This window comes from Flagellimonas cixiensis (assembly GCF_042134615.1).
GTDB classification, from domain to species: Bacteria; Bacteroidota; Bacteroidia; order Flavobacteriales; family Flavobacteriaceae; genus Flagellimonas; species Flagellimonas cixiensis.
This window is the reverse complement of sequence record NZ_CP169639.1, coordinates 2,366,679-2,392,793: the sequence shown is the minus strand read 5'-3', so window position 1 is coordinate 2,392,793 and position 26,115 is coordinate 2,366,679. Positions and strand designations below refer to the sequence as shown.

General features: G+C 41.1%; 24 protein-coding genes. 6 read left to right on the top strand and 18 right to left on the bottom strand.

Features of this window, described 5'->3' with window-relative positions:
• Nucleotides 1-103: 103 nt before the first annotated feature.
• Nucleotides 104-556, top strand: a complete 453-nt coding sequence (locus ABT310_RS10715) for an SRPBCC family protein (RefSeq protein WP_375323888.1) — start codon at nt 104-106, stop codon at nt 554-556.
• Nucleotides 557-559: 3 nt separating this feature from the next.
• Nucleotides 560-817 (top strand): hypothetical protein, encoded by a 258-nt coding sequence (locus ABT310_RS10710; RefSeq protein ID WP_375323887.1) that lies wholly within the window; start codon nt 560-562, stop codon nt 815-817.
• A 95-nt stretch (nt 818-912) separates the two neighbouring features.
• On the opposite strand, the gene ABT310_RS10705 is transcribed toward ABT310_RS10710, so the two are convergent.
• Nucleotides 913-2,529 (bottom strand): Gfo/Idh/MocA family protein, encoded by a 1,617-nt coding sequence (locus ABT310_RS10705; RefSeq protein ID WP_375323886.1) that lies wholly within the window; start codon nt 2,527-2,529, stop codon nt 913-915.
• The gene (locus tag ABT310_RS10700; protein WP_375323885.1) at nt 2,526-3,005 is read right to left on the bottom strand and encodes a DoxX family protein; all 480 of its coding nucleotides are present in this window, start codon (nt 3,003-3,005) and stop codon (nt 2,526-2,528) included. Before ABT310_RS10700 ends, ABT310_RS10705 begins: the two co-directional genes overlap by 4 nt.
• A gap of 362 nt (nt 3,006-3,367) precedes the next feature.
• On the opposite strand from ABT310_RS10700, the gene ABT310_RS10695 reads away from it, so the two are divergent.
• Complete coding sequence (locus ABT310_RS10695; protein ID WP_375323884.1) at nt 3,368-5,953, top strand: cyclic nucleotide-binding domain-containing protein; 2,586 nt, start codon at nt 3,368-3,370, stop codon at nt 5,951-5,953.
• Here the strand turns inward: ABT310_RS10695 and rimO are convergent.
• The 12 genes from rimO to recR form a co-directional block, all read right to left on the bottom strand.
• A complete protein-coding gene (gene rimO / locus ABT310_RS10690) occupies nt 5,950-7,251 on the bottom strand; it encodes a 30S ribosomal protein S12 methylthiotransferase RimO (protein ID WP_375323883.1) in 1,302 nt (433 codons plus the stop codon). The two genes, ABT310_RS10695 and rimO, sit on opposite strands and share 4 nt — an antisense overlap.
• An 88-nt stretch (nt 7,252-7,339) precedes the next feature.
• Nucleotides 7,340-9,001, bottom strand: a complete 1,662-nt coding sequence (locus tag ABT310_RS10685) for an amidase family protein (RefSeq protein WP_375323882.1) — start codon at nt 8,999-9,001, stop codon at nt 7,340-7,342.
• Nucleotides 9,002-9,009: 8 nt separating this feature from the next.
• Nucleotides 9,010-9,966: a signal recognition particle-docking protein FtsY gene (ftsY, locus tag ABT310_RS10680; RefSeq protein WP_375323881.1), complete on the bottom strand. Its 957-nt coding sequence runs from the start codon at nt 9,964-9,966 to the stop codon at nt 9,010-9,012.
• A 176-nt stretch (nt 9,967-10,142) separates the two neighbouring features.
• Complete coding sequence (locus ABT310_RS10675; protein ID WP_072879696.1) at nt 10,143-10,295, bottom strand: DUF4295 domain-containing protein; 153 nt, start codon at nt 10,293-10,295, stop codon at nt 10,143-10,145.
• Between the two features lie 35 nt (nt 10,296-10,330).
• Nucleotides 10,331-10,513, bottom strand: a complete 183-nt coding sequence (rpmG, locus tag ABT310_RS10670; protein ID WP_031444791.1) for a 50S ribosomal protein L33 — start codon at nt 10,511-10,513, stop codon at nt 10,331-10,333.
• Between the two features lie 28 nt (nt 10,514-10,541).
• The gene (gene rpmB / locus ABT310_RS10665; RefSeq protein ID WP_375323880.1) at nt 10,542-10,769 is read right to left on the bottom strand and encodes a 50S ribosomal protein L28; all 228 of its coding nucleotides are present in this window, start codon (nt 10,767-10,769) and stop codon (nt 10,542-10,544) included.
• 73 nt (nt 10,770-10,842) lie between these two features.
• The gene (locus ABT310_RS10660) at nt 10,843-12,090 is read right to left on the bottom strand and encodes a competence/damage-inducible protein A (protein ID WP_375323879.1); all 1,248 of its coding nucleotides are present in this window, start codon (nt 12,088-12,090) and stop codon (nt 10,843-10,845) included.
• A gap of 1 nt (nt 12,091) precedes the next feature.
• A complete protein-coding gene (locus ABT310_RS10655) occupies nt 12,092-12,430 on the bottom strand; it encodes an Hpt domain-containing protein (protein WP_375323878.1) in 339 nt (112 codons plus the stop codon).
• The gene (locus tag ABT310_RS10650; protein WP_375323877.1) at nt 12,430-13,041 is read right to left on the bottom strand and encodes a fumarylacetoacetate hydrolase family protein; all 612 of its coding nucleotides are present in this window, start codon (nt 13,039-13,041) and stop codon (nt 12,430-12,432) included. Before ABT310_RS10650 ends, ABT310_RS10655 begins: the two co-directional genes overlap by 1 nt.
• A gap of 27 nt (nt 13,042-13,068) precedes the next feature.
• Entirely contained in the window at nt 13,069-13,842 is a 774-nt protein-coding gene (locus tag ABT310_RS10645) for an exonuclease domain-containing protein (protein WP_375323876.1), read from the bottom strand.
• Nucleotides 13,843-13,915: 73 nt separating this feature from the next.
• Nucleotides 13,916-15,268: a dihydrolipoamide acetyltransferase family protein gene (locus ABT310_RS10640; RefSeq protein ID WP_375323875.1), complete on the bottom strand. Its 1,353-nt coding sequence runs from the start codon at nt 15,266-15,268 to the stop codon at nt 13,916-13,918.
• A 79-nt stretch (nt 15,269-15,347) separates the two neighbouring features.
• On the bottom strand, nt 15,348-15,968 hold the full coding sequence (recR, locus tag ABT310_RS10635; RefSeq protein WP_375323874.1) for a recombination mediator RecR: 621 nt from the start codon (nt 15,966-15,968) through the stop codon (nt 15,348-15,350).
• 76 nt (nt 15,969-16,044) lie between these two features.
• On the opposite strand from recR, the gene ABT310_RS10630 reads away from it, so the two are divergent.
• A complete protein-coding gene (locus ABT310_RS10630) occupies nt 16,045-17,526 on the top strand; it encodes a sodium:solute symporter (protein ID WP_375323873.1) in 1,482 nt (493 codons plus the stop codon).
• Here ABT310_RS10630 and ABT310_RS10625 read toward each other — a convergent pair.
• The gene (locus ABT310_RS10625) at nt 17,510-17,869 is read right to left on the bottom strand and encodes a CoA-binding protein (protein WP_375323872.1); all 360 of its coding nucleotides are present in this window, start codon (nt 17,867-17,869) and stop codon (nt 17,510-17,512) included. The genes ABT310_RS10630 and ABT310_RS10625 overlap by 17 nt on opposite strands.
• A gap of 376 nt (nt 17,870-18,245) precedes the next feature.
• Here ABT310_RS10625 and ABT310_RS10620 point away from each other — a divergent pair, with 376 nt between their 5' ends.
• Entirely contained in the window at nt 18,246-20,693 is a 2,448-nt protein-coding gene (locus ABT310_RS10620; RefSeq protein WP_375323871.1) for a TonB-dependent receptor domain-containing protein, read from the top strand.
• Between the two features lie 121 nt (nt 20,694-20,814).
• Here the strand turns inward: ABT310_RS10620 and ABT310_RS10615 are convergent, their stop codons facing one another.
• The 3 genes from ABT310_RS10615 to ABT310_RS10605 all read right to left on the bottom strand — a co-directional run bounded on the left by ABT310_RS10615 (nt 20,815) and on the right by ABT310_RS10605 (nt 23,892).
• Entirely contained in the window at nt 20,815-21,822 is a 1,008-nt protein-coding gene (locus ABT310_RS10615; protein ID WP_375323870.1) for a 3-oxoacyl-ACP synthase III family protein, read from the bottom strand.
• A gap of 96 nt (nt 21,823-21,918) precedes the next feature.
• The gene (locus tag ABT310_RS10610) at nt 21,919-23,229 is read right to left on the bottom strand and encodes an ABC1 kinase family protein (RefSeq protein WP_375323869.1); all 1,311 of its coding nucleotides are present in this window, start codon (nt 23,227-23,229) and stop codon (nt 21,919-21,921) included.
• 6 nt (nt 23,230-23,235) lie between these two features.
• Nucleotides 23,236-23,892: a TetR family transcriptional regulator C-terminal domain-containing protein gene (locus ABT310_RS10605; RefSeq protein WP_375323868.1), complete on the bottom strand. Its 657-nt coding sequence runs from the start codon at nt 23,890-23,892 to the stop codon at nt 23,236-23,238.
• Nucleotides 23,893-24,216: 324 nt separating this feature from the next.
• Here ABT310_RS10605 and htpG point away from each other — a divergent pair, with 324 nt between their 5' ends.
• A complete protein-coding gene (htpG, locus tag ABT310_RS10600) occupies nt 24,217-26,103 on the top strand; it encodes a molecular chaperone HtpG (RefSeq protein ID WP_375323867.1) in 1,887 nt (628 codons plus the stop codon).
• Nucleotides 26,104-26,115: the final 12 nt, after the last annotated feature.

Below are 26,115 nucleotides of genomic sequence, written 5' to 3'. Positions count from 1 at the left end.
ACAATTAGAAACTCCCCAACAAGAAGGTTTCAATTTCATTAACAGATTTTTTTATCGAAGGTAGATGGGCAGAAATTCTTACTTTAGTGCCAAAGCCAATCTAATGAAGTATACCACAGAAATCGTAGTTGCTGTTCCCAGGGACGAATTCATTAAAAAAATGGATAATCCTGATTACATGAAACACTGGCAGCGTGGACTTGTTAGTTTCGAACACCTTTCCAAAATACCGGGACAAGAAGGAGCACAAATGAGCTTGAACTATCAAATGGGAAAGCGGAAGATGAGCATGGTGGAGACCATCATCAAAAAAAATCTACCTGATGAAATGCACACAACCTACGACACCAAAGGTGTGCACAATATTCAGAAAAATTATTTTAAGGAGGAAGATGGCAAAACCCGTTGGGTTTCTGAATCTGAATTCCAATTTTCGGGATTGGGAATGAAATTAATGGGACTTTTGATGCCCGGAGCCTTTAAAAAACAGAGTTTAAAATATATGGAGGACTTTAAGGCCTTCGCAGAGGAAGGAATATCCGTAACCAATTCATAAAACATGGAAAAAGTATTGGACAGAAAAATTAAGATCATTTGGGATTTTAGAGGTCCTGGAGCTGCCCACACGGCAGAGCACTATAAAAAACACTTGGAGGAATTTGTTATGATCGAAGAGCTTAAATTCGACCTCTCGGGTGTAGAGCATTTTGGTCCCACCCACAGTATTGCCTTTTTAGTAGTGGCCGAATTCGAGCTTAAAGAAATTAGGGATATTCTAAAACCTCATCGCGGACAGGTCTATACAGGAAATGTTTAGACTGTTTCAATAAAAAAATGGGACATTACCTTTGGTAACCAACCCTAGGCAACATCCCACTTTCCGGACCTATGGTCCATATAAATCAAGAAACCTCAACCAACCATTTCTGGTTGTTCATTCCAATTTTCATTGGCCAAGAGGACTTGGTCAAAATCGACTCCTTCAATGGGAACAAGTTGTCCACTCGCCTTATCCCATTCTATTCGGCGACCCAATTTCCATGACAACCCTGCCATGTGAGCTGAAATGGCCTCATCAAAACCTTCGTTGATTCCACAACTAACTTTACCCCCATTTTTGATAACGCTCAACCATTCGCGCATGTGCAGAAAGGTTGAATCCACGCGAACTCCATTGATGTAAGTCCACATCAAGCCTTTATCTGCAAAATATTGTGAAGTGGCCGAAGACACGGCATCTGTGGAACTCGCCGCAGGGTCGTACTGATAAATGGGCACATTTGGTCTCATTTTTTCAGCTTCCAACATCTCGGCATAACGAGTAGAAGCGCCATCGGGCCAAACGGTAAGTCTATTTCCCAATTCCATGGTGGCATCATGCCCCATTAAAATGGTGGGACGGTTAAACCCGTTGCCCAAGGTGGCACTGTAACAAAAGGTCATCCCTTTTTCTTTGCCTTTTGCTTGACTGCTACCGGTGCTGAAATCCGGAAATTCCATGTTCACCTGAATCACATCAGGAACATTTCTACCATCATTATGGGTGTAAACTCCGCCTGAGGCACTTACCGATGATGGAATCCCCATATTGAGTACGCAATTTAATCGGTCGTAATCGTGGGTCAACAGGTCACCCGAAAGTCCAGAGCCATATGCCCACCATTTACGCCACCTAAAAAAGTTATTTTTATTGAACGGCACCTTTGGTGCTGACCCTAGAAACTGTTTCCAATCGATGGTTTCAGGGCTGGCTTTTTCATGAATATCATAGTTCCAGGCTCCATTATCGTCATTTCTGTTGGTATTGGTTTGAATGAGTGAAACATGTCCAAGCGTTCCTTTTTCAACTATATCCCTAGCTGTACTAAAACTTAAAGTTTGCCTATGCTGATGCCCAACTGCAAATACCGCATTCGATTTTTCAGCAGCTTCGCGGAGCAAGTAGGTTTCGCCCACGGTATGCGTCATAGGTTTTTCCACATACACGTGCACGTCATTATTTAAAGCTTCAATCGACATGGGTGCATGCCAATGGTCTGGCGTGGCAATCACCACAGCATCCACATCACCGCTTTGAATCATTTCTTGATGGGTGAGGTATCGTTTTATTTGATTTTCCTCTGTGGAAAATGCTTTGATGAAATTCTCTGCCCTAACATCGAACACATCACAAATACCGACCAATTTCACATTGAGCTTATCTTGCTTTAAAAAATCCTCCAAAGCTTTATGTTCCGGGTTTTCCAAATTGGCCAATCGCTGTTCTTCTATCCATTCCGGAGTTGCAAATCCCAATGCGCGGGTCAATTGTTCTCCTCGAATACCAAAACCGATTACCCCAATTCTTACGGGTTCACCCCCAATTCCAGGAACTGCTGGTGGCAAGGAAGGGGTAATATTCAGTTGTTCCAATATTTCTTCACGACTACTTCTGGACCCGGTAACCTTAGAAGCTCCTGCCCACCAAACTGCCCCAAGTATGGGAAGTCCTCCCAATCCTATTAAAAGGTCTCTTCTTGTCCACTTCATGTTTTTTGAATTTTGAGTTTATTATTTCTTAAGTAGTCGAGTCCAAAATACCTTCCCGTTGGCATTTGATAAATTACAAGACATGCGACCAATTCAATCAAGTTTTTATTGACCAACCAGTAGCTTCCTTCCACATTTATTTGAGTTAACCCGGGAAATGGTGGATGCGCCATAAAGTAGAGCGCCAAAAGACCCATGCCCACAATGGCGCCCAAGCGCTCGAAAATCCCTAAAGTGAAGGTAATCCCGACCACCATTAGCGCCACAATATTTAATGTATTTATCAAACCGATATTTACATTCCCCAATAAAAAGGTGAAAAACCAATCAAAAGGTCCTTGTGCCGTAGCGAGGTACCCAAAAGAGGTCCATTCGGGGTTGTACATTTTCACAACGCCCTCAAATAAAAAATGCCACCCAATAAGAATACGGAGCAGGGTAACACTTATGTTTAACTTTTTTAGATTTTGTTCCATAATTGCAGATTATTAGTTGTATTCCAATACCCTTTTGCAACAAGCCAACACGCCTAATACAAAAGAGGGTCAAGAGTTCTTAAAATTTAGATTAAAAGTATCAAAAGGCACTATCAGAAACCATGACCATTGTCATGAAATATCATAATTCCTAAAATGCCTTACAAGCCATTGCAAAAGGTTAAAAGCCTGATTTCTCATATTTTGAAATTACGGATTTTCCAAGGATTGTATCGAATTTTACCAATTTGTCGACCATGGACAAGTCTTTTTTTGAATATGATTTTTATTTCTCAATACTTTCCCTACTCCCTTTTTTTTTATGATGTTCGCCGTACCAAACCATACTTTTATCAGGGCCTGTGAGGCAAATTGAACTAGACATCGAATACCTTGAGCAACGTTTTCCCAACGGTGTCATCACCACCTACCAAAAAGGCCACGTAATTTGCAATATTCACACCAAGGTCCAAACTTTCAGGTGGCTGTTGCAGGGCACATTCGATTATTTCACATCGGTTGAAGCACCGGAGAACGAAGTGCTTGTCTGCCAAATTTCAGAACCCATGAGTACATTGGGACTCAATGGACTGAATGAACGAAAACGCTACACCTATAAAATTGTGGTTGCTTCTGACGAAGCCATTTTTTTTGAAGTACCGATTGAGGATGTATCAAATTACCTGCAAGAAGATTATGAAAATAAGCTGCTTTCCAAAATATGCAGTTCACTTTACCATCAACTCAGACAAGCTCTATTAAAACAAACCGACCTACTCCAAGCTGCCCGATACCGTCCTTTGCAAAAAGACCGAGCATTTTTTGTAAGCCCAGAAGCTGAAAAATCGGAAGTGGTTTCCTTAATGCGCCGTTCCCCATTTTTGGACCATTTTGAAGAAAGACAGCTCTCGAAAATAGCCTCCATCGCAGAACGGAGGGAATATGAGCCTGACGAAGTCCTCTATATTCAAGATAGATTGACCAATGGTCTGTTTATTCTTATTCATGGTGAAGTCGCCATAAAGCGATTGGAAGGGAATATTGAGATCCGCCAAAGAGCCATTAACAATACAGGATTTATTTTTGGTTGGTCGTGCACCATGGGTGAAAAGGATATTTGCTCCGCCGTTACCACCCAAAAAACATCGCTTTATTTCATCCATCAAAAAGACTTGCTATCCCTGTTCCAAACAGATAAAATATTTGCCCAAAGCTTTTTTATGCGGTTGCTATGGTTAATGGGCAATCAAATCAATGCGGCTTTTGTGCGTTACGTCGGACTTTTAGGAAAACACAATTTGCAAGCGGTTTTTCAATTGATCGAGAACAATAAATCCCGATTGGCACTTTCATCCCCCCTGCATCAGGTTGCCCATTTACTTTCCAACACCAATACCAAACAATTGGCCTACGATGCCCTATCTGATTTGATCAGTAATGGCTCGCATTTGGAAAGACACATTGCTTCCTTAAGTTTGGAACTCCTTCAAGAGGACATGCAAGAGCTAAAGTTTGCCAAAGGCCTGCAACATATTTATGAAACGGTTGCGGAAAAACACAGTAATGACTCCGAAGCCATCCGTAAAGCCTGCGCCAAAGCCACTAGTCAAGTATTCGACCATGCTCCTTATCATATTGAAGGTTGGGAAAACCTCCCTGAAAAGAGCGGTTGTATATTTATATACAATCACCTGTATAACCACTCCTATTACACGCTGAACAATAAGTTTCAAATCACCTTGGACTCTCATTTTATCAGCGCTAAAATTTTGAATGATAAATATGGTTCCCCTGGAATTAGAACGGTTCGCATTGGTCGGGGACAGGAATATGGACATCAGAATTATTACAACAAATTGGGATACATTAATGTCTACACCAAGGAATCCGAAACAGTTGACAAAAAAAGTAAAAAGGAAACCCGAAGTATTTTTTATCAAACTGCTGCTGATTGTTTGAAAAATGGACAGAATTTGGTGATTAGTCCAGAAGGCACATCCTATTCGACCGAAGAATCGCCAGGACCATTTAAAATGGGGGTGTTTAAACTAGCCATGACGGCAGAACCAGAACCTTATATTGTCCCCTTGGTGTTGGCGAATTTTGACAAAAGAATTTCCAATGGGCCGCTGTATTGTAAAATTCTACCAGCATTTAACCTAAGTGAAAAGCTTCCCAACAACGACATGGATTCGCTGTCCAAGTTTGTAAAGTATTACCAAGAATGCTATAAAAACTATGTGGACCAAGCTCGAAAACGGGCCGAAGAACTCTTGATGGCTCCAGTTTCCACCATTTCGGAAGAGCCACCAGAAATTTGGCGGAACGAAATCAAGCGATTAAAACGTCGAGTGGCCACATTGAAGGAAAAAGAAGACCTCATTATTTTTTATGGCAGTTCTTCCGTACGACTTTGGGTGAGCATGAAAAAAGATCTGGAGCCTTTTAATGTGATGAACCTTGGTTTCGGTGGCTCCACTTTTGCTTGGTGCATCCATTATTTTGATGAAATTTTTGAGGGTGCAACCCCGAGCAAAATTGTGCTCTATGCGGGAGAAAATGATCTTCATCAAGGTAAAACGCCCCAAGAGGTATTGAACGATTGCAACAAACTGGTTGGCCTCATCCAAAAAAAATACCCTGGAGTTCCTTTGGCCTTTGTGAGTTTAAAACCCAGTATTGAACGCGAGGCCATGATTCCATTGATCATTGAAACCAATATTTTACTCTCCAAATATGTCATCGGGGAATTGAATGCGCAGTTCATCAATGTTTTTGGGCAAATGATTACGGCTGACAACCGTCCCAAACCCGAACTTTACATGTCCGACGGGTTGCACTTAAACAAAAAAGGGTATGCCATTTGGAGCGAAGTGATTAAAACTGCTTTGCTTTCCGCGGAAAATCCTGTGGAGCCGGAAAGCATCAACCTATTACAAGACCGTTAGGCAGGTTCGCCGTACAAATCGTAATCGGTGGCATCCACAATTTTAATGTTGACAAAATCACCAATCTTCACATAGTGTTTGGTGGCATCTATCAGCACTTCATTGTCCACATCGGGTGAATCAAACTCAGTACGTCCCACAAAATGATTGCCTTCTTTTCTATCGATGATACAACGGAAGGTCTCGCCAATTTTTTCTTGGTTCAATTCCCAAGAAATCTGCGATTGAATTTCCATTATGGCATTTGCACGCTCTTGTTTTACCGCTTCAGGAACATCATCTTCGAGATTATAGGCATGGGTATTCTCCTCGTGACTGTAGGTAAAACAGCCCAAACGCTCAAAACGCATTTCCTTTACCCAATCTTTCAAAATCTGGAAATCTTCTTCGGTTTCTCCAGGGTAGCCAACAATCAACGTGGTACGAATTGCCATTTCGGGAACTGCAGCTCTAAATTCTTGAAGCAACTTGGTGGTTTTGGCTTGGGTAGTCCCGCGACGCATACTTTTAAGTATGGCATCAGAAATATGCTGCAACGGAATGTCGATGTAGTTACAAATCTTGGGCTCATTGCGCATCACCTCCAAAACATCCATCGGGAATCCTGTTGGGAATGCGTAGTGTAAACGGATCCATTCAATGCCCTCCACTTTCACCAATGCCTGTAGCAATTCGGCCAAGTTTCGTTTTTTATACAAATCAAGACCATAATAGGTAAGGTCCTGTGCAATCAAAATCAATTCTTTTACCCCTTTGGCAGCCAATTTTTCAGCCTCTTGCACCAAATCCTCAATCGGAGTACTCTTGTGTTTTCCGCGCATTAATGGGATGGCACAAAAGGAACAAGGTCGGTCGCAACCTTCTGCAATTTTTAAATAGGCATAGTTTTTCGGGGTAGTGGTCAACCGCTCGCCGATCAGCTCGTGCTTGTAATCCGCCCCAAGGGCTTTCAATAAATTGGGCAGGTCACTGGTTCCAAAATATTCATCCACATTCGGAATCTCCTTTTCCAAATCTGGCTTATAGCGCTCACTCAAACACCCTGTCACAAAAACCTTGTCCACATCACCGGATTCCTTTTTCTGAACGTACTCCAAAATGGTATTGACGCTTTCCTCCTTGGCATTGGCAATAAATCCGCAGGTGTTGATCACCACCACATTGCCTTCCTCTTCATGAGCGACCTCTTTGTTGTTGGCTCGCAATTGACCCATTAACACTTCGGAGTCGTAGACATTTTTGCTACAACCCAAGGTTACCACATTGATCTTGTTCTTCTTTAAGGATTTTGTCCGCATAGCTGCTATAATTGGGGTGCAAAAATACAACAACACAGCGCATTATAATTGTATTCCTTAATTATTTTAAAAAGAGCTGTGAGCAGTATTAATCTTTGTAACCTACTGGAATTTTCCTTGCATGGGTCAAATCTTCATAGGCTTTCCCAATTCTTAAAAGGAGGACTTCTGTAAACGGCTTTCCAATCAATGTCAACCCTTTGGGTTGCCCTGTTGGCATATAGCCCATCGGAATTGTGAGTGCGGGATATTCGGCAACGGCGGCATAGCCTGCATGGTAATTGTTTATACTCAACACGGCATCCAGTTGCTTCTCTTCCATGATTTTGAAGAACGCCCTCCCAGATTCCATCAAATTCTCTTTGATGATTTCAAATTGTTCCGCTGTAGTGGTATCGGCCAAAATACCGTCAAAACTGCCTTGACCATAGGGAATTCGAACCAAGGAGTCCTGTTTGTTGAATTCCACCACATCAGCCACCGAAGCCACTTTTACCACGTCTTTGTTTTTCACTTGTGATTCGATATAGGCAGGTAAATCTGCTCGCATATCCAAGTTCAACAAGGTGGTAAATCCATCCAATGGCACATTGTCAGGCTCAAACTCGATGACTTGGGCTCCTGCATTACGCAAAATTTCGACATTGGCAGCATACAGGAAATCTCTTTCCAAAAGATTTTTCATTACACCCAAGCGGATTTCACTTAATGTTACTGGTGCTTCCCAAGCCGATGTGATGTCTGCTTCTGGAGCTACGGATTTAAAATCGGCTTCATCCTTGCCCAACATGGCATCCAACAAAATGGCATTATCGGTCACGTTTTTGGTCATTGGGCCAGGCGTATCCAACGTACTTGAGATGGGAACAATTCCCGTTCTGCTCAACAATCCGATAGTCGGTTTTAAACCTACGATAGAACTGCTGCTTGAGGGTGACAAAATACTGCCCGAAGTTTCTGTGCCAACCGCACCCACCGCATAGTTTGCAGCGGTTGAAGTGCCGCTTCCTGCGCTGGAACCCCCTGTATCAAAGACCCGTCTTCCGTAAGGATTCAAGGTTTGTCCGCCAACAGCACTCTGACCGTTGGGGCAGCCTTGACAAATAAAATTGGCCCATTCACTTAGGTTTACTTTCCCTAAAATCAAGGCACCCTTTTCTTTCAATCGTTCCACAATAAAGGCATCATCGGTTTGATTTTCCCTTAAGGCAATCGCTCCTGCCGTGGTGTGCATTTCTGCAGTCCCGACATTATCTTTCAACAAAATGGGCATACCATAAATAAGGTGGTGAGAACCTTTACTTTTGTCCAATGCTCGGGCTTCTTCCAACACATTAGGATTTAAAGCGATTACCGTATTTAGGGTTGTATTGTTCGGTAGTTCGTATTTATAAATTCGGTGCAAATAGAACAACACCAAGTCTTCGTAGGTAAAGGCACCTTCGTCAATTTGATCTTGAATGGAGGGAATATCCTGCTCCAACACCAAAGGTTTCATTTTTTCGTATTGCTCCTCGGTAAATTGTGACACCTCATCATACAAGGGCAAAAACACCTCGTTCTTGTCCAACACCTTACTTTGAATGAACTTGTATCTCATTCTTTTGTTCTCATTCTCGGCATTGGCAGCCACTTCGGCAGAATCGTTATAAGGAGTCCAAAGCACAACTTCTTCCTTGGATGTTGTTTCGTTTTGTTTACAGGAAACAAAAGCCATCAACACCAAGGAGCACAAAAAAAATCTAGTCATAAGGATATTTATAGTTTGAAAAACGAATCGACAAATTCGAACTTATTGAACACCTGAAGGTCCTCGATCCCCTCTCCTACACCAATGTATTTAACGGGAATTTGGAATTGGTCAGAAATTCCGATCACCACACCACCTTTGGCTGTACCGTCTAATTTCGTCACTGCCAAACTGGTCACTTCGGTCGCTTTGGTGAATTGTTTGGCTTGTTCAAAGGCATTTTGCCCTGTGGAACCATCCAACACCAAAAGGACTTCGTGTGGGGTATCAGGCACTACTTTTTGCATTACGCGCTTTACTTTGGAAAGCTCGTTCATCAAATTAACTTTGTTATGCAAACGTCCGGCAGTATCAACCAATACCACATCAGCATTTTCGGCTACTGCAGAATTTAAGGTATCGAAAGCAACAGAGGCAGGGTCGCTCCCCATTTTTTGTTTGACGATGGGCACATCCACACGCTTGGCCCAAACTTCCAATTGGTCAATAGCGGCAGCACGGAAGGTATCGGCCGCACCCAACACTACTTTATAACCTTTGTTTTTGAATTGATGAGCCAATTTTCCAATGGTCGTGGTCTTGCCTACACCATTTACACCGACCACCATGATCACATATGGTTTTTTATCGTTTGGAACTGTAATTTCGGAAGCATCTCCTGAATTTGTTTCGGAAAGTAAGCCCGCAATTTCTTCTCGAAGAATGGTATTGAGCTCATCCGTGCCCATATATTTGTCACGGGAAACACGCTCTTCAATACGCTCAATGATCTTTAGGGTGGTATTAACCCCCACATCCGAAGTCACCAAAACCTCCTCCAAGTTATCCAACACCTCATCATCCACCTTGGATTTACCGGCGACGGCCTTGCCTAACTTGCCAAAAAAGCTGCTTTTTGACTTTTCAAGACCTTTGTCCAAGGTCTCTTTTTTCTCCTTGGAAAATATATTTTTGAATAAGCTCATCTTGTGTTCTTTGCTAATGTTCAAAGATAGGAAAGTAAGGGGAGTTTTGTTAACACTTTATGCGCTTGCAAAGGATTTGGACTTTATTTAATCCCATCCCCCTTCAAATCCAAAACTATGGGGCATAAAAAAAGCCGCTTAAAAAGCGGCTTTCTATAGGACTAAGGAATGTTTCCTTATTGTTTGTTCAACCAGTCGTTTACCATTTCTGGGGCCATTACCGACTCAACGAAGGTATATGCACCAGTTTTTGGAGACTTCACCATTTTGATGGCCTTGGTCAATCTTTTGGATGACGACTGAAGTGTTGCTACTGTTTTCTTTGCCATGGCTTATATTTTTCTGCCTTTCTAAAAAAGACGTATTACTTAATTTCTTTATGAACGGTCATACGCTTAAGAATAGGATTGAATTTTTTGATTTCCATCCTATCTGGCGTGTTTTTCTTGTTCTTGGTGGTAATATACCTAGAAGTACCTGGCATACCAGACTCTTTGTGCTCTGTACACTCTAAAATTACCTGAATCCTATTTCCTTTCTTTGCCATTGTATTGTACTTAAAATGCTTTTACAACTTACTTTTTGGAGTTGATTTCCTTCAAGACAGCAGAGATTCCCTTCTTGTTGATGATTTTTAATCCCTTTGAGGAAACGTTAAGTGTTACCCAACGATCTTCTTCTTGGATATAAAACCTCTTTTTAGAAATGTTCGAATCGAACCTTCTCTTGGTCTTATTGATAGAAAAGGAAACGTTATTTCCAAACATCACCTTTTTTCCTGTAACTTCACAAACTTTAGACATCTCCCTAACTTTTGAGTGATTTTAATGAGGCTGCAAATTTATACCTTTTTACTGGGACGTACAAAATTCTTTTTCAGAAATTTAAAATTTCTTTATACAATAGCTCAAAAGCCTTGTTCACAGACTTTTTTACCACCCTTTCCCGGGACCTTCCCATACTGAATTTTTGGGCATAAGTCCCTTTTGGGGTGCTTATACCTATATATACGGTGCCCACATCGGCATCTGAGTCTCCTTTTGTCGGGCCAGCGTTACCTGTTGTGGCAATTCCAAAATCGGAACCTAGTTTTGATTTTACGTTTTCTGCCATGGCCATAGCAACCTCTTCGCTTACCACAGAATGATTTTCGATGAGCTCGGCTGGGACATCCAACATATTGATCTTTACATCTGTGGCGTAACAGACTACGCTTCCCTTAAAATATTGGGATGCACCCGGCACCGAAGTGATCGCCTTGGCAATACTTCCTCCTGTAAAACTCTCTGCCGTGGCCAAAGTCAGGTTCTTTTGGGCCAGCATACTCCCAATCTGTATCTCGATTTCACCATCTTCCTCCTCCCCATATATAATGTCGGCTATATAATGGTAAAGCTTTTTGATTTCAGAAGCAATGTCATCTTCGAGGGCTTGCTTATCTTTTCCTGTTGATGACAGTCGCAATCGAACCCGGGAAAAGTTGGGTAAATAGGCCAGTTTGATGTGTGATGGCAAATTATTTTCCCAATCTTCAATTTTCTCAGCAAGGGCACTCTCCCCCATTCCATAAGTAAGAACGGTTCTGTGTACGATATGAGGACGGTCGAACTCTTCCACAATCTTAGGCAGTACGAGTTCCTTCATTAGGTTTTTCATCTCGTAAGGCACCCCCGGTAATGAAACAAATGCCGTATCACCCTTTTTCATCCACATACCAGGTGCAGTTCCGTAAGCATTGTGTAAAACCGTTGCTCTCGAAGGTACCATGGCCTGTTCTCGATTTAAATCGGAAATAGGTGTTTTGAGGTGTTTTTTAAACAGCTCTTGAATATGCTCCCAAACCGCATCGTCCGAAACCAATTCATCATCCAAAAATTGACAAAGGGTTTTTTTGGTGATGTCGTCTTTCGTAGGACCAAGACCTCCGGTAATAATGACAACGGAAGAACGTTTACTTGCCTCTTCCAAGGACTGTAAAATATGTTCTTGGTCATCCTGAACCGAAGTGATTTGATACACAGCGACCCCAATTTTATTTAGCTCTTTGGAAATAAAGGCTGAATTGGAGTCCACGCTCTGCCCAATGAGAATCTCGTCCCCAATGGTGATGATTTCGGCTTGCATACTATAGATCGAAATCTTTTTTTAGTTCGGCAACCACTTGGAGGATATCTTTCTTGAGTTCAGGGAATTTTTGTTCAATTTCCCCCAAACTTCCTTCTGTTTTCCCCAAGGTTTCAATATCCAAAGCCATGGCACGCGTCTGTTCCATTCCTAGAATATCTACATTGGGCTTTATTTTGTGGGCCAATTTATAAATGTTTTCGTAATCCTTCCCGTTGATGGCTTTTTCAAGACCTTCCATATCTTCGGGAACTTCTTCCAAAAAAACAGAAATTACAGAAACGATGAAGTCTTCATCACCTTCTGCCATTTCATTGATTTTATCGAGGTTGTAAATCATTATCTTACATTAATTTCAAATAACTTCTCTCCTTCCAACGCTCCCACAAGGTAGTCATTTGGGCTTACTTTACCAACACCGGCAGGGGTGCCCGTAAAGATAATATCGCCCTTTTTCAACATAAAATAGGAGGAAACATGCGCAATGATTTCATCTATCTTCCACAACATTAAAGCTGTGTTTCCGTCTTGCACCAATTCGCCATTTTTTGAAAGGGAAAAGTTAAGGTTATTTAAATCTTCAAACTTGGTTTTAGGCAACCATTTACCCACTACCGCAGCACCATCAAATCCTTTGGCTTTTTCCCAAGGAAGTCCTTTTTCTTTTAATTTGGATTGCAGGTCCCTTGCCGTAAAGTCGATACCCAAACCAATTTCATCAAAATATTTGTGGGCAAATTCGGGAGCAATGTGCTTGCCGACTTTTTTGATTTTCACCAGTACTTCCACTTCGTAATGCACATCGTTCGAAAATTCCGGGATATAAAAATCCTGTTCTTTGGGTAAAACAGCGGAGTCTGGTTTTATGAACACTACCGGTTCACTGGGTCGCTCGTTGTTCAACTCATTAATATGGTCTACATAATTGCGACCTATACAAATCAGCTTCATACTATTTCGGGGGTTATGTTGTTCTCTTTAAAACTTGTTATTGAGTTTGCTCAATTTAATCTGGGTAAGTACTTTTTTGGTGTACAATGGGAAATCAGCATTCAAAATCCAACCAAAATAACCGGGTTCCTTTTCCATCACCTCATCCACAGTTTTGCCCTTGTGCTTTCCAAAAGCAAAAATCGGATTTTCATTCTCATCAACTCCAATAAACCCTGCAAAATCCAAACTTTGTTTTCTTGTAGTGAACTCGGAAAGCTTCTTCACATTGTTTTCCAGCTCGGGATATCGCTCCAATTGAGCCAACAAAACCTCATAAGTGGCCAAGGTATCTGCCTCGGCACTATGCGCGTCTTCCAGGCTCTTGTCACAATAAAATTTGTACGCCGCCTCCAAAGTCCGTTTTTCCATTTTATGGAAAATGGTCTGCACATCTACGGACACCATACTTTTCATATCAAAATCGACATCGGCGCGCAACATTTCCTCGGCCAAAAGTGGAATATCGAACCTATCTGAATTAAATCCTCCCAAATCGCTATCGCGAATCATGGCATAAATTTCTTTTGAAAGCTGCTTAAAAGTAGGCTCATTGGCCACTTTTTCATCAGATATTCCGTGAATGGCCTCCGATTCTGGTGGAATGGGCATTTCTGGGTTCACCAACCAAGTTCTGCTTTCCTTATTACCATTGGGATATACCTTTAAAATGGAAATTTCAACGATTCGGTCGGTTGCCACATTGGTACCCGTGGTTTCCAAATCGAAAAAGCAAATTGGTTTTGTAAGTTGTAATTGCATGTGGGATTTTTATCTCCAATTAGGAGTTTGGACTCCTAAATTAAGCATAGTAAAATGAATTTTAAACCTTTTCTTAGATTTCCCTGTTAACATCCCATGCCTCAAGGTAATCGGCGACTGCTTTTACAAACATACCACCCAAGGCGCCATTCACTACTCTATGGTCGTAACTATGGGACAAATACATTTTGCTTCGGATGCCAATATATTCTCCTTGGTCGGTTTCAATGACTGATGGAATTTTACGAATAGCACCTAAGGCCAAAATCCCAACTTGTGGCTGGTTGATGATGGGCGTTCCAAAAACGCTTCCAAAAGAACCTACGTTGGTCACCGTGTAGGTACCCTCTTTAATTTCATCGGGCTTTAATTGATTGTTTCGTGCTCTATTGGCCAAATCGTTCACCGTTTTTGCCATACCTACCAAATTTAATTGGTCTGCATTTTTAATTACTGGAACAATTAAGTTGCCATCTGGCAAGGCTGCTGCCATTCCCAAATTAATGTGTTTCTTTTTGATCACATTATCCCCATCCAAGGAAATGTTCATCATTGGATATTTTTTCAAGGCATGGGCCACAGCTTCCATAAAAATGGGCGTGAAGGTCAATTTTTCACCCTCACGTTTTTCAAAGTCGATTTTCACTTTATTTCTCCAATTCACCACATTGGTCACATCAACTTCCACAAAACTTTGCACATGGGCCGAAGTGGCAATGCTTTCCATCATGTGGTGGGCAATTAATTTACCCATACGGCTCAAAGGAATAATCTCGTCACCTTCCGCAACTTTGATTGGTGTTTGTTTGGGTTGAGGCGTTTCTTTTGGAGCTGGCGTCTCAACCTTTTCAGTTTTGACCTCTTTTACTGCCGGAGCTTCCACCTTGGCATGACTTCCATTGGATGAGCGACTTTCGAGATACGCCATGATATCATTTTTGGTCACCCGACCTTCTTTACCTGTTCCGGCGATGGCTTCCAATTCGTCCATGGAAACACCTTCTTCTTTGGCAATATTTTTAACCAATGGGGAATAAAAACGTTCTGAACTTGAAAAATCTGGAGTAGCAACGGAAACCGCTTCTTTAACCCCTGCCATTTTGGTTTCCAATTCTGCAGCCGCTACTGGTTCTGGTTCAGAAACTTCAACGGTATTTCCTCCGGCACTTTCTGTATCCAAATCCCCGTCTACTTGAATTACGGCAACTACTTGACCAACCTTTACCACATCATCCACATCAAAGCGCTTTTCCAAAAGCACGCCTTCCACCTCGCTAGGCACTTCAGAATCTACTTTGTCCGTGGCAATTTCAAAAACGGCCTCGTCCATTTCAATGGTGTCCCCTACTTCTTTCAACCAAGTGGTTAAAGTTGCTTCGGCAACACTCTCTCCCATTTGCGGTAATTTCAATTCAAATTTTGACATATTCGTATTTATCAAAGTGTTTTTGAGTTGTATTTTACAAAAATACTAAAGAAATTGACTTTATTTTGATTTTTATTCACTAATTAGCTTTCATGGAATTTTCAAAAGGCACCCTATTTAGGATACTTCTGCCCAACGTTACCTCATCTGCATATTCCAATTCATCACCCACTGCAATTCCTCTTGCAATGGTAGAAGTAGCAACATCAACACCTTCCAATTGCCTAAAAATATAGAAATTGGTGGTATCGCCCTCCATTGTGGAACTCAAAGCAAATATCAACTCCTTTATTTTTCCCTGCCTCACTTTATTGATCAAGGGAATAATATTCAAATCCTGCGGGCCCACACCTTCCATAGGCGAAATCTTCCCTCCCAATACATGGTACAAGCCATTGTATTGCGAAGTGTTTTCTATGGCCATCACATCACGGATATCCTCCACCACACAGACCAAGGTTTCATCCCTTTTTGGGTTGGCGCAAATCTCACACAGTTCTGTATCCGAAATATTGAAACAATTTTTACAAAAGTTCACTTCTGTTCGAAGCTTCAACAAGGCATTGGCCAGCAATTCGGTTTGTTCTTCGGGCTGCTTGAGCAAGTGAAGCGCCAAGCGCAAAGCTGTCCGCTTGCCAATACCTGGCAATTGGGACACTTCGTACACTGCATTTTCCAAAAGTTTCGATGAAAATTCCATAGCATCAAATCTCTTACAAAATTACGATTTTAGGTTTACCAATTTACTTTCTTATTTTGCAATTCAAATTCGACATATGTCCGCAACACAAATTCTATTGCTCATTGGCGCCTATTTCTTGGTGTTGATCTTGATTTCTTACTTCACTGGAAAAAACGATTCGAACGCCGATTTTTTTAAAGCGGGCAAACAATCCCCTTGGTATGTGGTGGCCTTTGGCATGGTAGGTGCTTCGCTGTCAGGTGTCACCTTTATTTCGGTTCCCGGTTGGGTCGGCGATAGTCAACTCACCTATATGCAAGTGGTTATCGGTTACCTTTTCGGGTATTTTGTGGTGGCTTTTGTGCTCTTGCCTTTGTATTACCGCTTGAATTTGACTTCGATTTATGAATATTTAAATGAACGTTTTGGAGTGGTCAGTCATAAAACAGGCGCTTTTTTCTTTTTCATTTCCCGTGTTTTGGGCGCCGCCTTTAGGCTGTATTTGGTGGCCATAGTGTTGCAACAGTTTGTGTTTGACGATTTAGGGGTTCGGTTTGAAATCACCGTGGTCATATCGATTTTATTGATATGGATATATACCAATCGAGGGGGAATAAAAACTATTGTTTGGACAGACACCCTACAGACGCTATTCATGATCTTGTCCGTGATTTTGTCCATTGTATTGATCAACCAAGAATTGGATTGGAGTTTTGGCGAATTTTTGGCTTCGGATGAATTTAAAAATTACAACACCTTTTTGGTGACCGATGATTTCTTGGCTAGAAATTATTTTATAAAATCTTTTGTGGGGGGTATGTTCGTGACCATTTGCATGACAGGATTGGACCAGGATATGATGCAAAAAAACCTTACCTGTAAATCACTGAAAGATGCACAAAAGAATATGGTCTGGTTCAGCTTTGTATTGGTCGGGGTCACCTTTTTATTTATGCTCTTGGGTGCGCTTCTTTACATTTTCGCACAACGAAACAACATTGCTATGCCACTGATGGATGGTACACCAAAAACCGATTTATTGTTTCCAGAAATCGCTTTGAACGGCGGACTTGGCCTTGCACTTTCCATAACCTTTATGTTGGGATTGATAGCTGCCGCCTACAGCAGTGCCGATAGCGCCCTTACTTCTTTGACCACCTCCTTTTGCGTAGATTTTTTAAATGTGCAGCAAAAAGAGGAAAAAACACAGAAAAAGATTCGTAAACAAACCCACATTGCCATGAGCATTATGTTGGTGATCGTAATTATTGCTTTCAAATATATTTTGAGCAGCAACGTGATCGATAGCCTATTGACCGTGGCTGGATACACCTATGGACCTTTATTGGGCCTTTTTGCTTTTGGAATTTTCACCAAGCACAAAATAAAGGACAGTTACGTATGGATTGTCGCAGTACTTTCTGTGGTCACCATCATTTTAGTGGCCAATATCCCCGCTGATTATTTAGGGGGATATCAAGTGGGATACGAATTACTGCCCTTGAACGGGCTGCTTACTTTTATCGGACTTTGGTGGATTCGCCAAAAGGAGATTATTCCTAGTACTGATCAGTAGACAACAAGACCAAAGTGCAGGCAACTTCAACCTCAATACCTTCTTTTTCAAGGATTTTGTAAAATTCAGGATTTTCTGTGCCCGGGTTAAAAATCACCCGTTTTGGCCGTAAATCCACGATAGACTGGTAGTATTCCTTTTGGTTTTTTGGATTTAAATACAAAGTTACCGTATCAATATTTTGAAAATCAACTAAGTTATCTTTAATTTGTACATTCGATACAGTTCCCCCACGTATCCCAAATGCGGTTGTTTCAATATTTTTGTCAACCAACCTACGAATTGCTAGGTTACTGTATCTTACCGGGTTAGTAGAAGCCCCAAAGACAAGTGTTTTACTCATTTGTTAAATTTTATGTTAAAACACCTATTCGGTGTGTTAATTATTATGTTAAACTCGTATATAGTCGGTAAGTTTTTAGCTTAAAATCCGTCTATTTGCAAAATGATATTGTCATTGGTAAGACTGTATTTTTTTATAGTTAATGGTTAGTGTTTAGTATAGCTTATCAATGTATCAACCCCGGTAATTTTTTTACCGGGGTTTCTTCTTTTTAGACCCTTTGTCTACCGCCACAAGTACACCTTACATTCCCTGAATACAAGCAACTTAATTTACTAAAATATGTTAAAATAAATTTTGCTTGTAACATAACTCAGCCTGGGGCGTCTTAATTACATCATCAATCAATCATCATCAATCAAAAAACGAACTACTCATGAGACGAATGAGCTTTCTTTTTGCACTCTTGTTGTGCACCATTTTCACGAACACTTCAAATGCAAACGGTCCAGACGACGTAGGTTCCATCAACGGCACCGTCATCGATAATACCCTAAAACAGCCTGTAGCCTACGCTTCGGTGGTTATAAAATCGGAAGATGGAACACAAACCATTACAGGTGGAATCACTACCGAAGATGGAAAATTCGAAGTTGGCAAACTTGCCGATGGCACCTATTTAGTAGAAGTACAATATATCGGTTACAAAACCTACTCCAAAAAACTGGTCATCGGTAAAGGAAAACGGAAACTGGACCTTGGCACCATTACGTTGGAGGAACATAGCCAACAATTGGAAGGTGTGGAAGTGGTCGCTGAACGAACCACTATAGAACAACGGGTTGATAGAAAAGTTATCAATGTTGGGAAAGACCTGACTACCTCCGGCGCTACGGCCTCGGAAATCATGAACAACATTCCCTCTGTGAATGTGGATGCGCAAACTGGCGACCTAACTCTTCGCGGAAATTCGAATGTTCGGGTTATGGTGGATGGCAAATTGTCCAACGTTCCGGTCGCCCAATTGTTGAGACAAATCCCTTCAACCTCAATAAAATCCATTGAATTGATCACCAATCCATCTGCAAAATATAATCCAGAAGGAATGAGTGGCATCATCAACATTGTATTGCACAAAAATGCCAATATTGGATTCAATGGTAACATCAACCTAGGACTCACCAAAGGTGAAGAAGCCAAATTCAACACTTCTTTGGACTTGAACTACCGCAATGGAAAATTCAATTTCTACGGAAATTATGGCAACAATATCGGTAAATGGGTGAACGATGGAAGCATTTTAAGAGTGGATGAAAACTCTAGGCAAAAGTTTGATTTCTTCAACAACAACAAGTCCAACTTATATAAATTGGGAATGGATTTTTATCTGAACGATAAAAACACGATTTCCTTTTTCACCAATCAAAATCTGTATGACGGAAAAGGTGACGGCTCTACGGAAGTAAGCTATTTTAACGACCCTTCCCGAAACGTTACCCAATTGTTTTATGACGATAGTGAAAACCATAGCCAACAATACAATTTTGACTATAAAATGGATTTCAACAAAGAGGGGCACAATATAGAGTTGGAAGTGGACCATAACATTTTTAATAGCGAACAAGATGCCGATTTCAGGTCAAGGGGCGCTTCTACCTATCCAGATTATATGGATTTTGTTGACACAGAACGTACCCAGACCATTGCCAACTTGGACTATGTGAATCCGTTGGACAGCATTTCCAAATTAGAAGTTGGATTGGAATCCAGAAACTTTGAAACCAAAGTGGATTATGCTTCTACGGGACAAACTTTTAATTCAGGTGGAAATTTGGTACCAACCCCCTCCACAAAGTTTGTGTATGCCATGGACATTTATTCAGCTTATGCCACTTTTGGACAGAGATATAAAAAATGGTCGTACCAAGTGGGGGCCCGTATCGAAAATGTGGAGGTGAAAGCAGACACCAATGCGGTGCGCTCTTTTACGGACAAATACACTGAAATTTACCCATCGGCTTTTGTGACGTATAGTCCAAATGAAAAAGACCAATTGCAACTAAGTTATAGTCGCCGTGTAGACAGACCTGGTTTGGGGCAGGTAAACCCTATTAGGGAATTTGCCACCCCTTTGATCTCTTCCTTTGGGAATCCGGAACTAGTACCTCAGTTTACCAGTTCGTACGAGGCCAACTACACCAAGCGCATTAAAAATGGCAGCATTACGGGTGGAGTTTTCTATAGAAGTATTTCGGATGAGATCAACCGTGCCATATATGTGGATCGGTTGGACTTGAACAAGACCATTCTTACATACGATAATTTTGACAAGACCTCAGCATATGGCGTGGAAGTATCCTATAACTACAAACCCATAAAATGGTGGAGCATCAATGGTAGTTTCGATATGTTTTCCCAAACACAAAGGGGCTTGACTGAAAGTTTGAACACCACTGATCCGAACCCAACCGAGGATGATATTGTTCAGGAACGCGTAGAAGTGGACAACACGGCCTGGAACTTGCGCATGAACAACAGTTTTACGGTGACCAAAAAACTGTCACTACAAGCCTTCGGATTTTATCGTGGAAGAAACAAGAGCATTCAATTTAATGCCGAGCCCATGTACTTTGTGAACGTTGGGGCAAGATACAGCTTTGCTGAGGGCAAGGGCACTTTGAGTCTTAATTACAACGATATTTTCAATACAATGCGTTTTGCCTTTAAAGGGGAATACCCATACCAACAAGAAGGTGCATTCAACTGGGAAAGCAATAATATTTATGTTGGGGCATCTTACCGATTTGGAAGTGGAAAAAACCACGCCAAACAACGAAAAAGAAGGGACAGCAACACCAAACAAGATGGTGGCGGCATCCTTTAAAATAATTGATTGTCCCTGCAGGAGTGTTGGTTGGTTAGTTTTGTAGGGGGCACAATCAAAAAACCCCGAACCTAAAGGTTCGGGGTTTTATTTTGTATGTATTCTTTAGTTTGCTATGAAGCTACCAACGAATTATGGCACTACCCCAGGTAAATCCACTACCAAAGGCAGCCAAGACCACCAAATCACCTTCTTTGATTTTTCCAGCTTCCCATGCCTCGGTCAATGCAATTGGAATGGATGCTGCTGTGGTGTTTCCGTATTTCATGATGTTGTTGAACACTTGGTCATCCGACAATCCGAATTTTTTCTGAATAAATTGGGAAATTCGCAAGTTGGCCTGATGCGGAATCAACATATCGATATCTTGTGGACCTAGATTATTTTTCTGCAGCCCTTCCATGATCACCTCACTGAATCGAACCACTGCATTTTTAAATACAAATTGCCCGTTCATATAAGGAAAATAAGAGGTGTCCTCTGGGTCTGCCTCTTCAATAATATCGGTTACCCAACGTTTGCCCATTCCAGGCGCAATCAACGATAATTCTTCGGCGTGTTGACCTTCTGAATGCAAATGTGTGGATAAAATTCCTTTGGAAGTATCTTCTTCACGGGTTAAAACGGCCGCTCCAGCACCGTCTCCAAAAATTACGGAAACCCCCCTACCTCGAGTCGTCATGTCCAATCCATGGGAATGCAGTTCAGAACCAATCACCAATACATTTTTGTACATACCACTTTTAATGTATTGGTCGGCAACGGAAATTCCATAAACAAATCCAGAACATTGGTTGCGGATATCGAGGGCACCCACGGTTTTTAATCCCAAATCACGTTGCACCAAAACCCCTGGCCCTGGAAAATAGTAGTCAGGACTCAAGGTCGCAAATACAATAAAGTCTATTTCACCCTTATCGATACCAGCGCGCTCTATGGCTTTTGCGGCAGCTTTCACACCCATCGAAGTGGTCGTGTCCTCCCCTTTTACCACATGCCTGCGTTCCTTAATTCCGGTACGCTCCTGAATCCATTCGTCATTCGTGTCCATAACTTTGGACAAATCATCATTGGTAACCACATTGTCAGGGACGTAAAACCCTAATCCAGATATTCTTGAGTTATACATTTTAAAGTGCTTAAATGTTGAATATTTAAAAAATTCAAGGCTAATAAACGAAAAAGTAAAAAATATATCGCAAGAACTGGATATTTATTAACAGTTTTAATCCATATACCTTTTAAAATGATTGACCTCTACCTGCGCTTTTAGATCATGCAACAAGTTATAAAGACCAAAAAATGTGCGATTTATATATAGGAAATGTTTGGAACCCCTATTTCCGTTCATTTTGCGAATTTGCTCGTCCTTGGAATAGCGTTCGCTCAAGTTGGCAATTTTTGACCAAAATTCCCCATCACCAAAATCAAAATGTTCCTTATTAAAGGGCGCTGTAAAAATGGTGAGCATTTCTTTGAACAGTGCTGCGAAAAACTCGAGTTCTTGCTTGGAATCTGTAGGAGTCAAAATTTCAAGTTCGTATAGTTTCTCCATGAACACCTGCTCATTATTGATGTTCTCCTCCTTGGCCAATTCAAAGTAAGGTACGTAAAATTCTTCAGGTATCTGTTTAATGCAACCGAAATCAATAGCAATCAAAGTTCCTTCGTCACTCACCAAAAAATTACCCGGATGCGGGTCTGCGTGCACTCTTCGCAGCTTATGAATTTGGAACATATAAAAATCCCAAAGCGCCTGACCTAAGGTATTGCCCAAATCAGTATCAAAATCCGTTTTGGTGAATTCACCCAAATGGATGCCCTTCATCCAATCCATTGTCAAAATTCGTTCGCTGGACAGTTCCTTATAATAGCTTGGAAATTCCATATTTGGAATCACTGCACATGCCTCGGTAATTTCTTGACTTTGTTCCAATTCCAAAATATAATCGGTCTCCTCAATCAATTTATGCTCAACCTCCTTGAAATACTTTTCGGAGTCCTTGCCTTTTAAGTTGAACATCTTAATAGCCACAGGTTTAACCAAAGCCAAATCACTGCTTATACTATCCGCTACCCCTGGATATTGAATTTTCACCGCTAGTTGTTTTCCATCCTTTTCGGCTCGGTGCACCTGTCCTATACTCGCTGCATTCACCGAATCCTTTTCAAAGGCATCAAAAATTTCTTCGGGATATTTTCCTAAATATTTTTTGAAGGTCTTACGAACCAAAGGTGCCGACAACGGCGGAACCGAAAATTGTGACAACGAAAATTTTTCCACATAGGCACTGGGGAGCAAATTTTTCTCCATGCTTAGCATTTGGGCCACTTTTAGCGCACTACCCTTCAAGCTTTTGAGCCCATCATAAATATCCTCGGCATTGTCCTTATCCAAATCCTCTTTGGCATTTGGATTGTCGACCAACTTTTTACCGTAATATTTCACATAGTTGCCCCCAATCTTAACTCCTGTCTTCACCAATTTACTCGCCCGCTCAATTTTACTGGTTGGGATACTATCTAAAGTCTTCATATAAGGTTATGCCAATTTTTCTTTGTAGAGGAATTTTCCTAAATCGAGCACCTTCTCCAAAGGGGTATGCTCAAAAATTTGAAAAATAGTGGTTACCGATTTTTCGATGGCGATGTCTGTTTTCTCAAATCCGGGAGAACCATCTTCCAACCAAAATTTTAATATGAATAAAAATTGCAACCAAGCCCCCTCGGTGAACAAAGGAGCTCCTTTTTTTAATAAGTTAAGTTGCTTTTCCTCATTCTTCTCCTGAATCATCTCTGAAGCAAAGTCTTTAACTCTGGATCTTAGTCCTTTTAATTGCTTTAACCCCTCTAACGAATATTTATGTTCTTCCATCACAAACAGTACATAACTTCTGTTGAGTGCCAGGTTTTCAAAAAAAGTGAAGAAAAAAGTCAACATTTTTTCTTCGTGGGTCATCGCGGCGTATGACTTGTTCTTTTTGATCAGGGCGACAGTATTGTCATAAAACTTATTCCATATGGTTTGTTGCAAGGCATCAAAAGAACCAAAGAAGCCATAAAACTCTTCTTCCTTTAAGGTATTCTCTTTGCAAAACTTGAATACGGAACTTGGCATTTTTTCATTTTCCAAAACAGACTCCATAAAAATGCCTATCAGTTTGTCCTCGGTTAGTTTTGATTTAGCGGTATTTGCCATAACGTAGCTATTTAAAAGTTGTAAGAATCGTAAGAAAGTGGCAGGTAAAAAGACTATTTAAAGAAAATGCACTCCCTAGCGAAAGTGCATTTCCACAACCTAACCAATAAATAAACAAACTGTTATAGATTTTACCATTTCATAGCAATTTTTTCTATAACACCATAAAGATAATATTTTGTTTAAACTTTTCTTGTTTTTTTTAAACAAAAAAATGTTAAAATTTCATTTACAGTAGGTTTACCTCCTAAAAATGTCAGTTTGTCAGATTTTTTATTCTGGTACTTTTTTTGACTTCTAGCAGAAAAAGAAAACTAATTAAAGATGACAACAGGTAAAATCAATGTTTCAGTAGAGAACATTTTTCCCTTGATCAAAAAATTCCTTTACAGTGATCACGAGATTTTTTTAAGGGAATTAATATCCAACGCTACAGATGCAACTTTAAAACTTAAACACCTTACCTCTATCGGTGAAGCCAAGGTAGAATATGGCAACCCGATGATCGAGGTAAAAGTGGACAAAGAGAACAAACGCATCCACATTATTGACCAAGGAATCGGTATGACCGAGGACGAGGTGAAAAAATATATTAACGAAGTGGCCTTTTCTGGCGCCGAAGAGTTTTTGGACAAATACAAGGACGCTGGCAAAGATGCAGGAATCATTGGACACTTTGGTCTAGGTTTTTACTCTGCCTTTATGGTGGCCGACAAGGTTGAAATTATTTCCAAAAGTTTTAAGGATGAACCTGCGGTGCATTGGGCCTGTGATGGTTCTCCAGAATTTTCCATTGAGCCGCACGACAAAACTGAGCGCGGTACCGAAATTGTGCTTCACGTAGCGGAAGATTCTACCGAATTCTTAGAAGACGCCAAGATTCGTGAATTGTTGGTGAAGTACAACAAGTTCATGCCCATCCCCATAAAATTCGGGACAAAAACTGAGACACTTCCAAAACCAGAAGATGCCAAGGAAGAAGACCCAGCTCCAACCCAAGAGGTAGATAATATCATCAACAATCCCAACCCAGCTTGGACCAAGCAGCCTACCGATTTAGAGGATGAGGATTACAAAAGCTTTTACCGAGAGTTGTATCCGATGCAGTTTGAGGAGCCGTTGTTCCACATTCACCTAAATGTGGATTATCCGTTCAACTTAACAGGAATTTTATATTTCCCAAAGTTGACGAACGACCTCAACATTCAAAAAGACAGGATCCAATTATACCAAAACCAGGTATTCGTCACCGATAACGTTGAAGGTATTGTTCCTGAGTTTTTGACCATGCTTCGTGGGGTTATTGATTCTCCCGACATTCCATTGAACGTTTCCCGTTCTTACCTACAAGCTGATGGTGCCGTGAAGAAAATCTCTTCGTACATCACCCGTAAAGTAGCGGATAAATTGAGTTCCTTGTTCAAGAACAACCGCGAGGACTTTGAGCAAAAATGGAACGATATCAAGGTAGTGATTGAGTACGGAATGCTTTCTGAAGATAAATTCTTTGAAAAAGCTGACAAATTTGCCCTTTACCCAACAGTGGATGGCAAGTTCTACACTTTTGAAGAATTGGAAGCCAAGATCAAGGACAACCAAACGGACAAGGACGACAAATTGGTGGTATTGTATGCTTCGGACAAAGAAGCACAACACAGTTATATTGATGCGGCCTTGGCCAAAGGGTATGAAGTATTGTTGATGGACTCCCCAATTGTTTCCCACTTGATGCAAAAATTGGAAACTACCAAGGAAAACTTATCATTTGCCCGAGTGGATGCCGATCATATCGACAACATCATTAAAAAAGATGAGGAAGCGATTTCCAAGCTATCCGATGAAGAAAAAGACCAATTGAAATCGGAATTGGAAAAAGTAACTACCGATAAAGGTTTTACCGTTCAATTGGAAGCAATGGACAGCAGTGCATCTCCATTTATTATAACCGAACCAGAATTTATGCGTCGTATGAAAGAAATGCAGCAAACTGGCGGCGGTGGTATGTTTGGTATGGGTAACATGCCCGATATGTACAACTTGATCGTAAACACCAACCACGAGTTGATCGGTGAGATCTTGAATACCAAAACGGAGAAAAAACGAACTCGATTGATCAATCAATCTTTGGATTTGGCTCGACTTTCCAAAGGACTACTGAAAGGAGAGGAATTGACCAAATTTATCTCCCGCAGCTACGAGATGATCAAATAATTGGGTTTCTCT

Coding starts and splice junctions, on each gene's coding strand:
- ABT310_RS10625 (WP_375323872.1), bottom strand. CDS start 17,869: ATGAGTAAAACACTTGTCTTTGGGGCTTCTACTAACCCGGTAAGATAC.
- ABT310_RS10715 (WP_375323888.1), top strand. CDS start 104: ATGAAGTATACCACAGAAATCGTAGTTGCTGTTCCCAGGGACGAATTC.
- ABT310_RS10630 (WP_375323873.1), top strand. CDS start 16,045: ATGTCCGCAACACAAATTCTATTGCTCATTGGCGCCTATTTCTTGGTG.
- ABT310_RS10675 (WP_072879696.1), bottom strand. CDS start 10,295: ATGGCAAAGAAAACAGTAGCAACACTTCAGTCGTCATCCAAAAGATTG.
- ABT310_RS10640 (WP_375323875.1), bottom strand. CDS start 15,268: ATGTCAAAATTTGAATTGAAATTACCGCAAATGGGAGAGAGTGTTGCC.
- rpmB (WP_375323880.1), bottom strand. CDS start 10,769: ATGTCTAAAGTTTGTGAAGTTACAGGAAAAAAGGTGATGTTTGGAAAT.
- recR (WP_375323874.1), bottom strand. CDS start 15,968: ATGGAATTTTCATCGAAACTTTTGGAAAATGCAGTGTACGAAGTGTCC.
- rimO (WP_375323883.1), bottom strand. CDS start 7,251: ATGCGGACAAAATCCTTAAAGAAGAACAAGATCAATGTGGTAACCTTG.
- ABT310_RS10685 (WP_375323882.1), bottom strand. CDS start 9,001: ATGACTAGATTTTTTTTGTGCTCCTTGGTGTTGATGGCTTTTGTTTCC.
- rpmG (WP_031444791.1), bottom strand. CDS start 10,513: ATGGCAAAGAAAGGAAATAGGATTCAGGTAATTTTAGAGTGTACAGAG.
- ABT310_RS10645 (WP_375323876.1), bottom strand. CDS start 13,842: ATGCAATTACAACTTACAAAACCAATTTGCTTTTTCGATTTGGAAACC.
- ABT310_RS10610 (WP_375323869.1), bottom strand. CDS start 23,229: ATGAAGACTTTAGATAGTATCCCAACCAGTAAAATTGAGCGGGCGAGT.
- ABT310_RS10620 (WP_375323871.1), top strand. CDS start 18,246: ATGAGACGAATGAGCTTTCTTTTTGCACTCTTGTTGTGCACCATTTTC.
- ABT310_RS10615 (WP_375323870.1), bottom strand. CDS start 21,822: ATGTATAACTCAAGAATATCTGGATTAGGGTTTTACGTCCCTGACAAT.
- ABT310_RS10650 (WP_375323877.1), bottom strand. CDS start 13,041: ATGAAGCTGATTTGTATAGGTCGCAATTATGTAGACCATATTAATGAG.
- ABT310_RS10655 (WP_375323878.1), bottom strand. CDS start 12,430: ATGATTTACAACCTCGATAAAATCAATGAAATGGCAGAAGGTGATGAA.
- ABT310_RS10710 (WP_375323887.1), top strand. CDS start 560: ATGGAAAAAGTATTGGACAGAAAAATTAAGATCATTTGGGATTTTAGA.
- ABT310_RS10700 (WP_375323885.1), bottom strand. CDS start 3,005: ATGGAACAAAATCTAAAAAAGTTAAACATAAGTGTTACCCTGCTCCGT.
- ABT310_RS10660 (WP_375323879.1), bottom strand. CDS start 12,090: ATGCAAGCCGAAATCATCACCATTGGGGACGAGATTCTCATTGGGCAG.
- ABT310_RS10605 (WP_375323868.1), bottom strand. CDS start 23,892: ATGGCAAATACCGCTAAATCAAAACTAACCGAGGACAAACTGATAGGC.
- ftsY (WP_375323881.1), bottom strand. CDS start 9,966: ATGAGCTTATTCAAAAATATATTTTCCAAGGAGAAAAAAGAGACCTTG.
- ABT310_RS10705 (WP_375323886.1), bottom strand. CDS start 2,529: ATGAAGTGGACAAGAAGAGACCTTTTAATAGGATTGGGAGGACTTCCC.
- htpG (WP_375323867.1), top strand. CDS start 24,217: ATGACAACAGGTAAAATCAATGTTTCAGTAGAGAACATTTTTCCCTTG.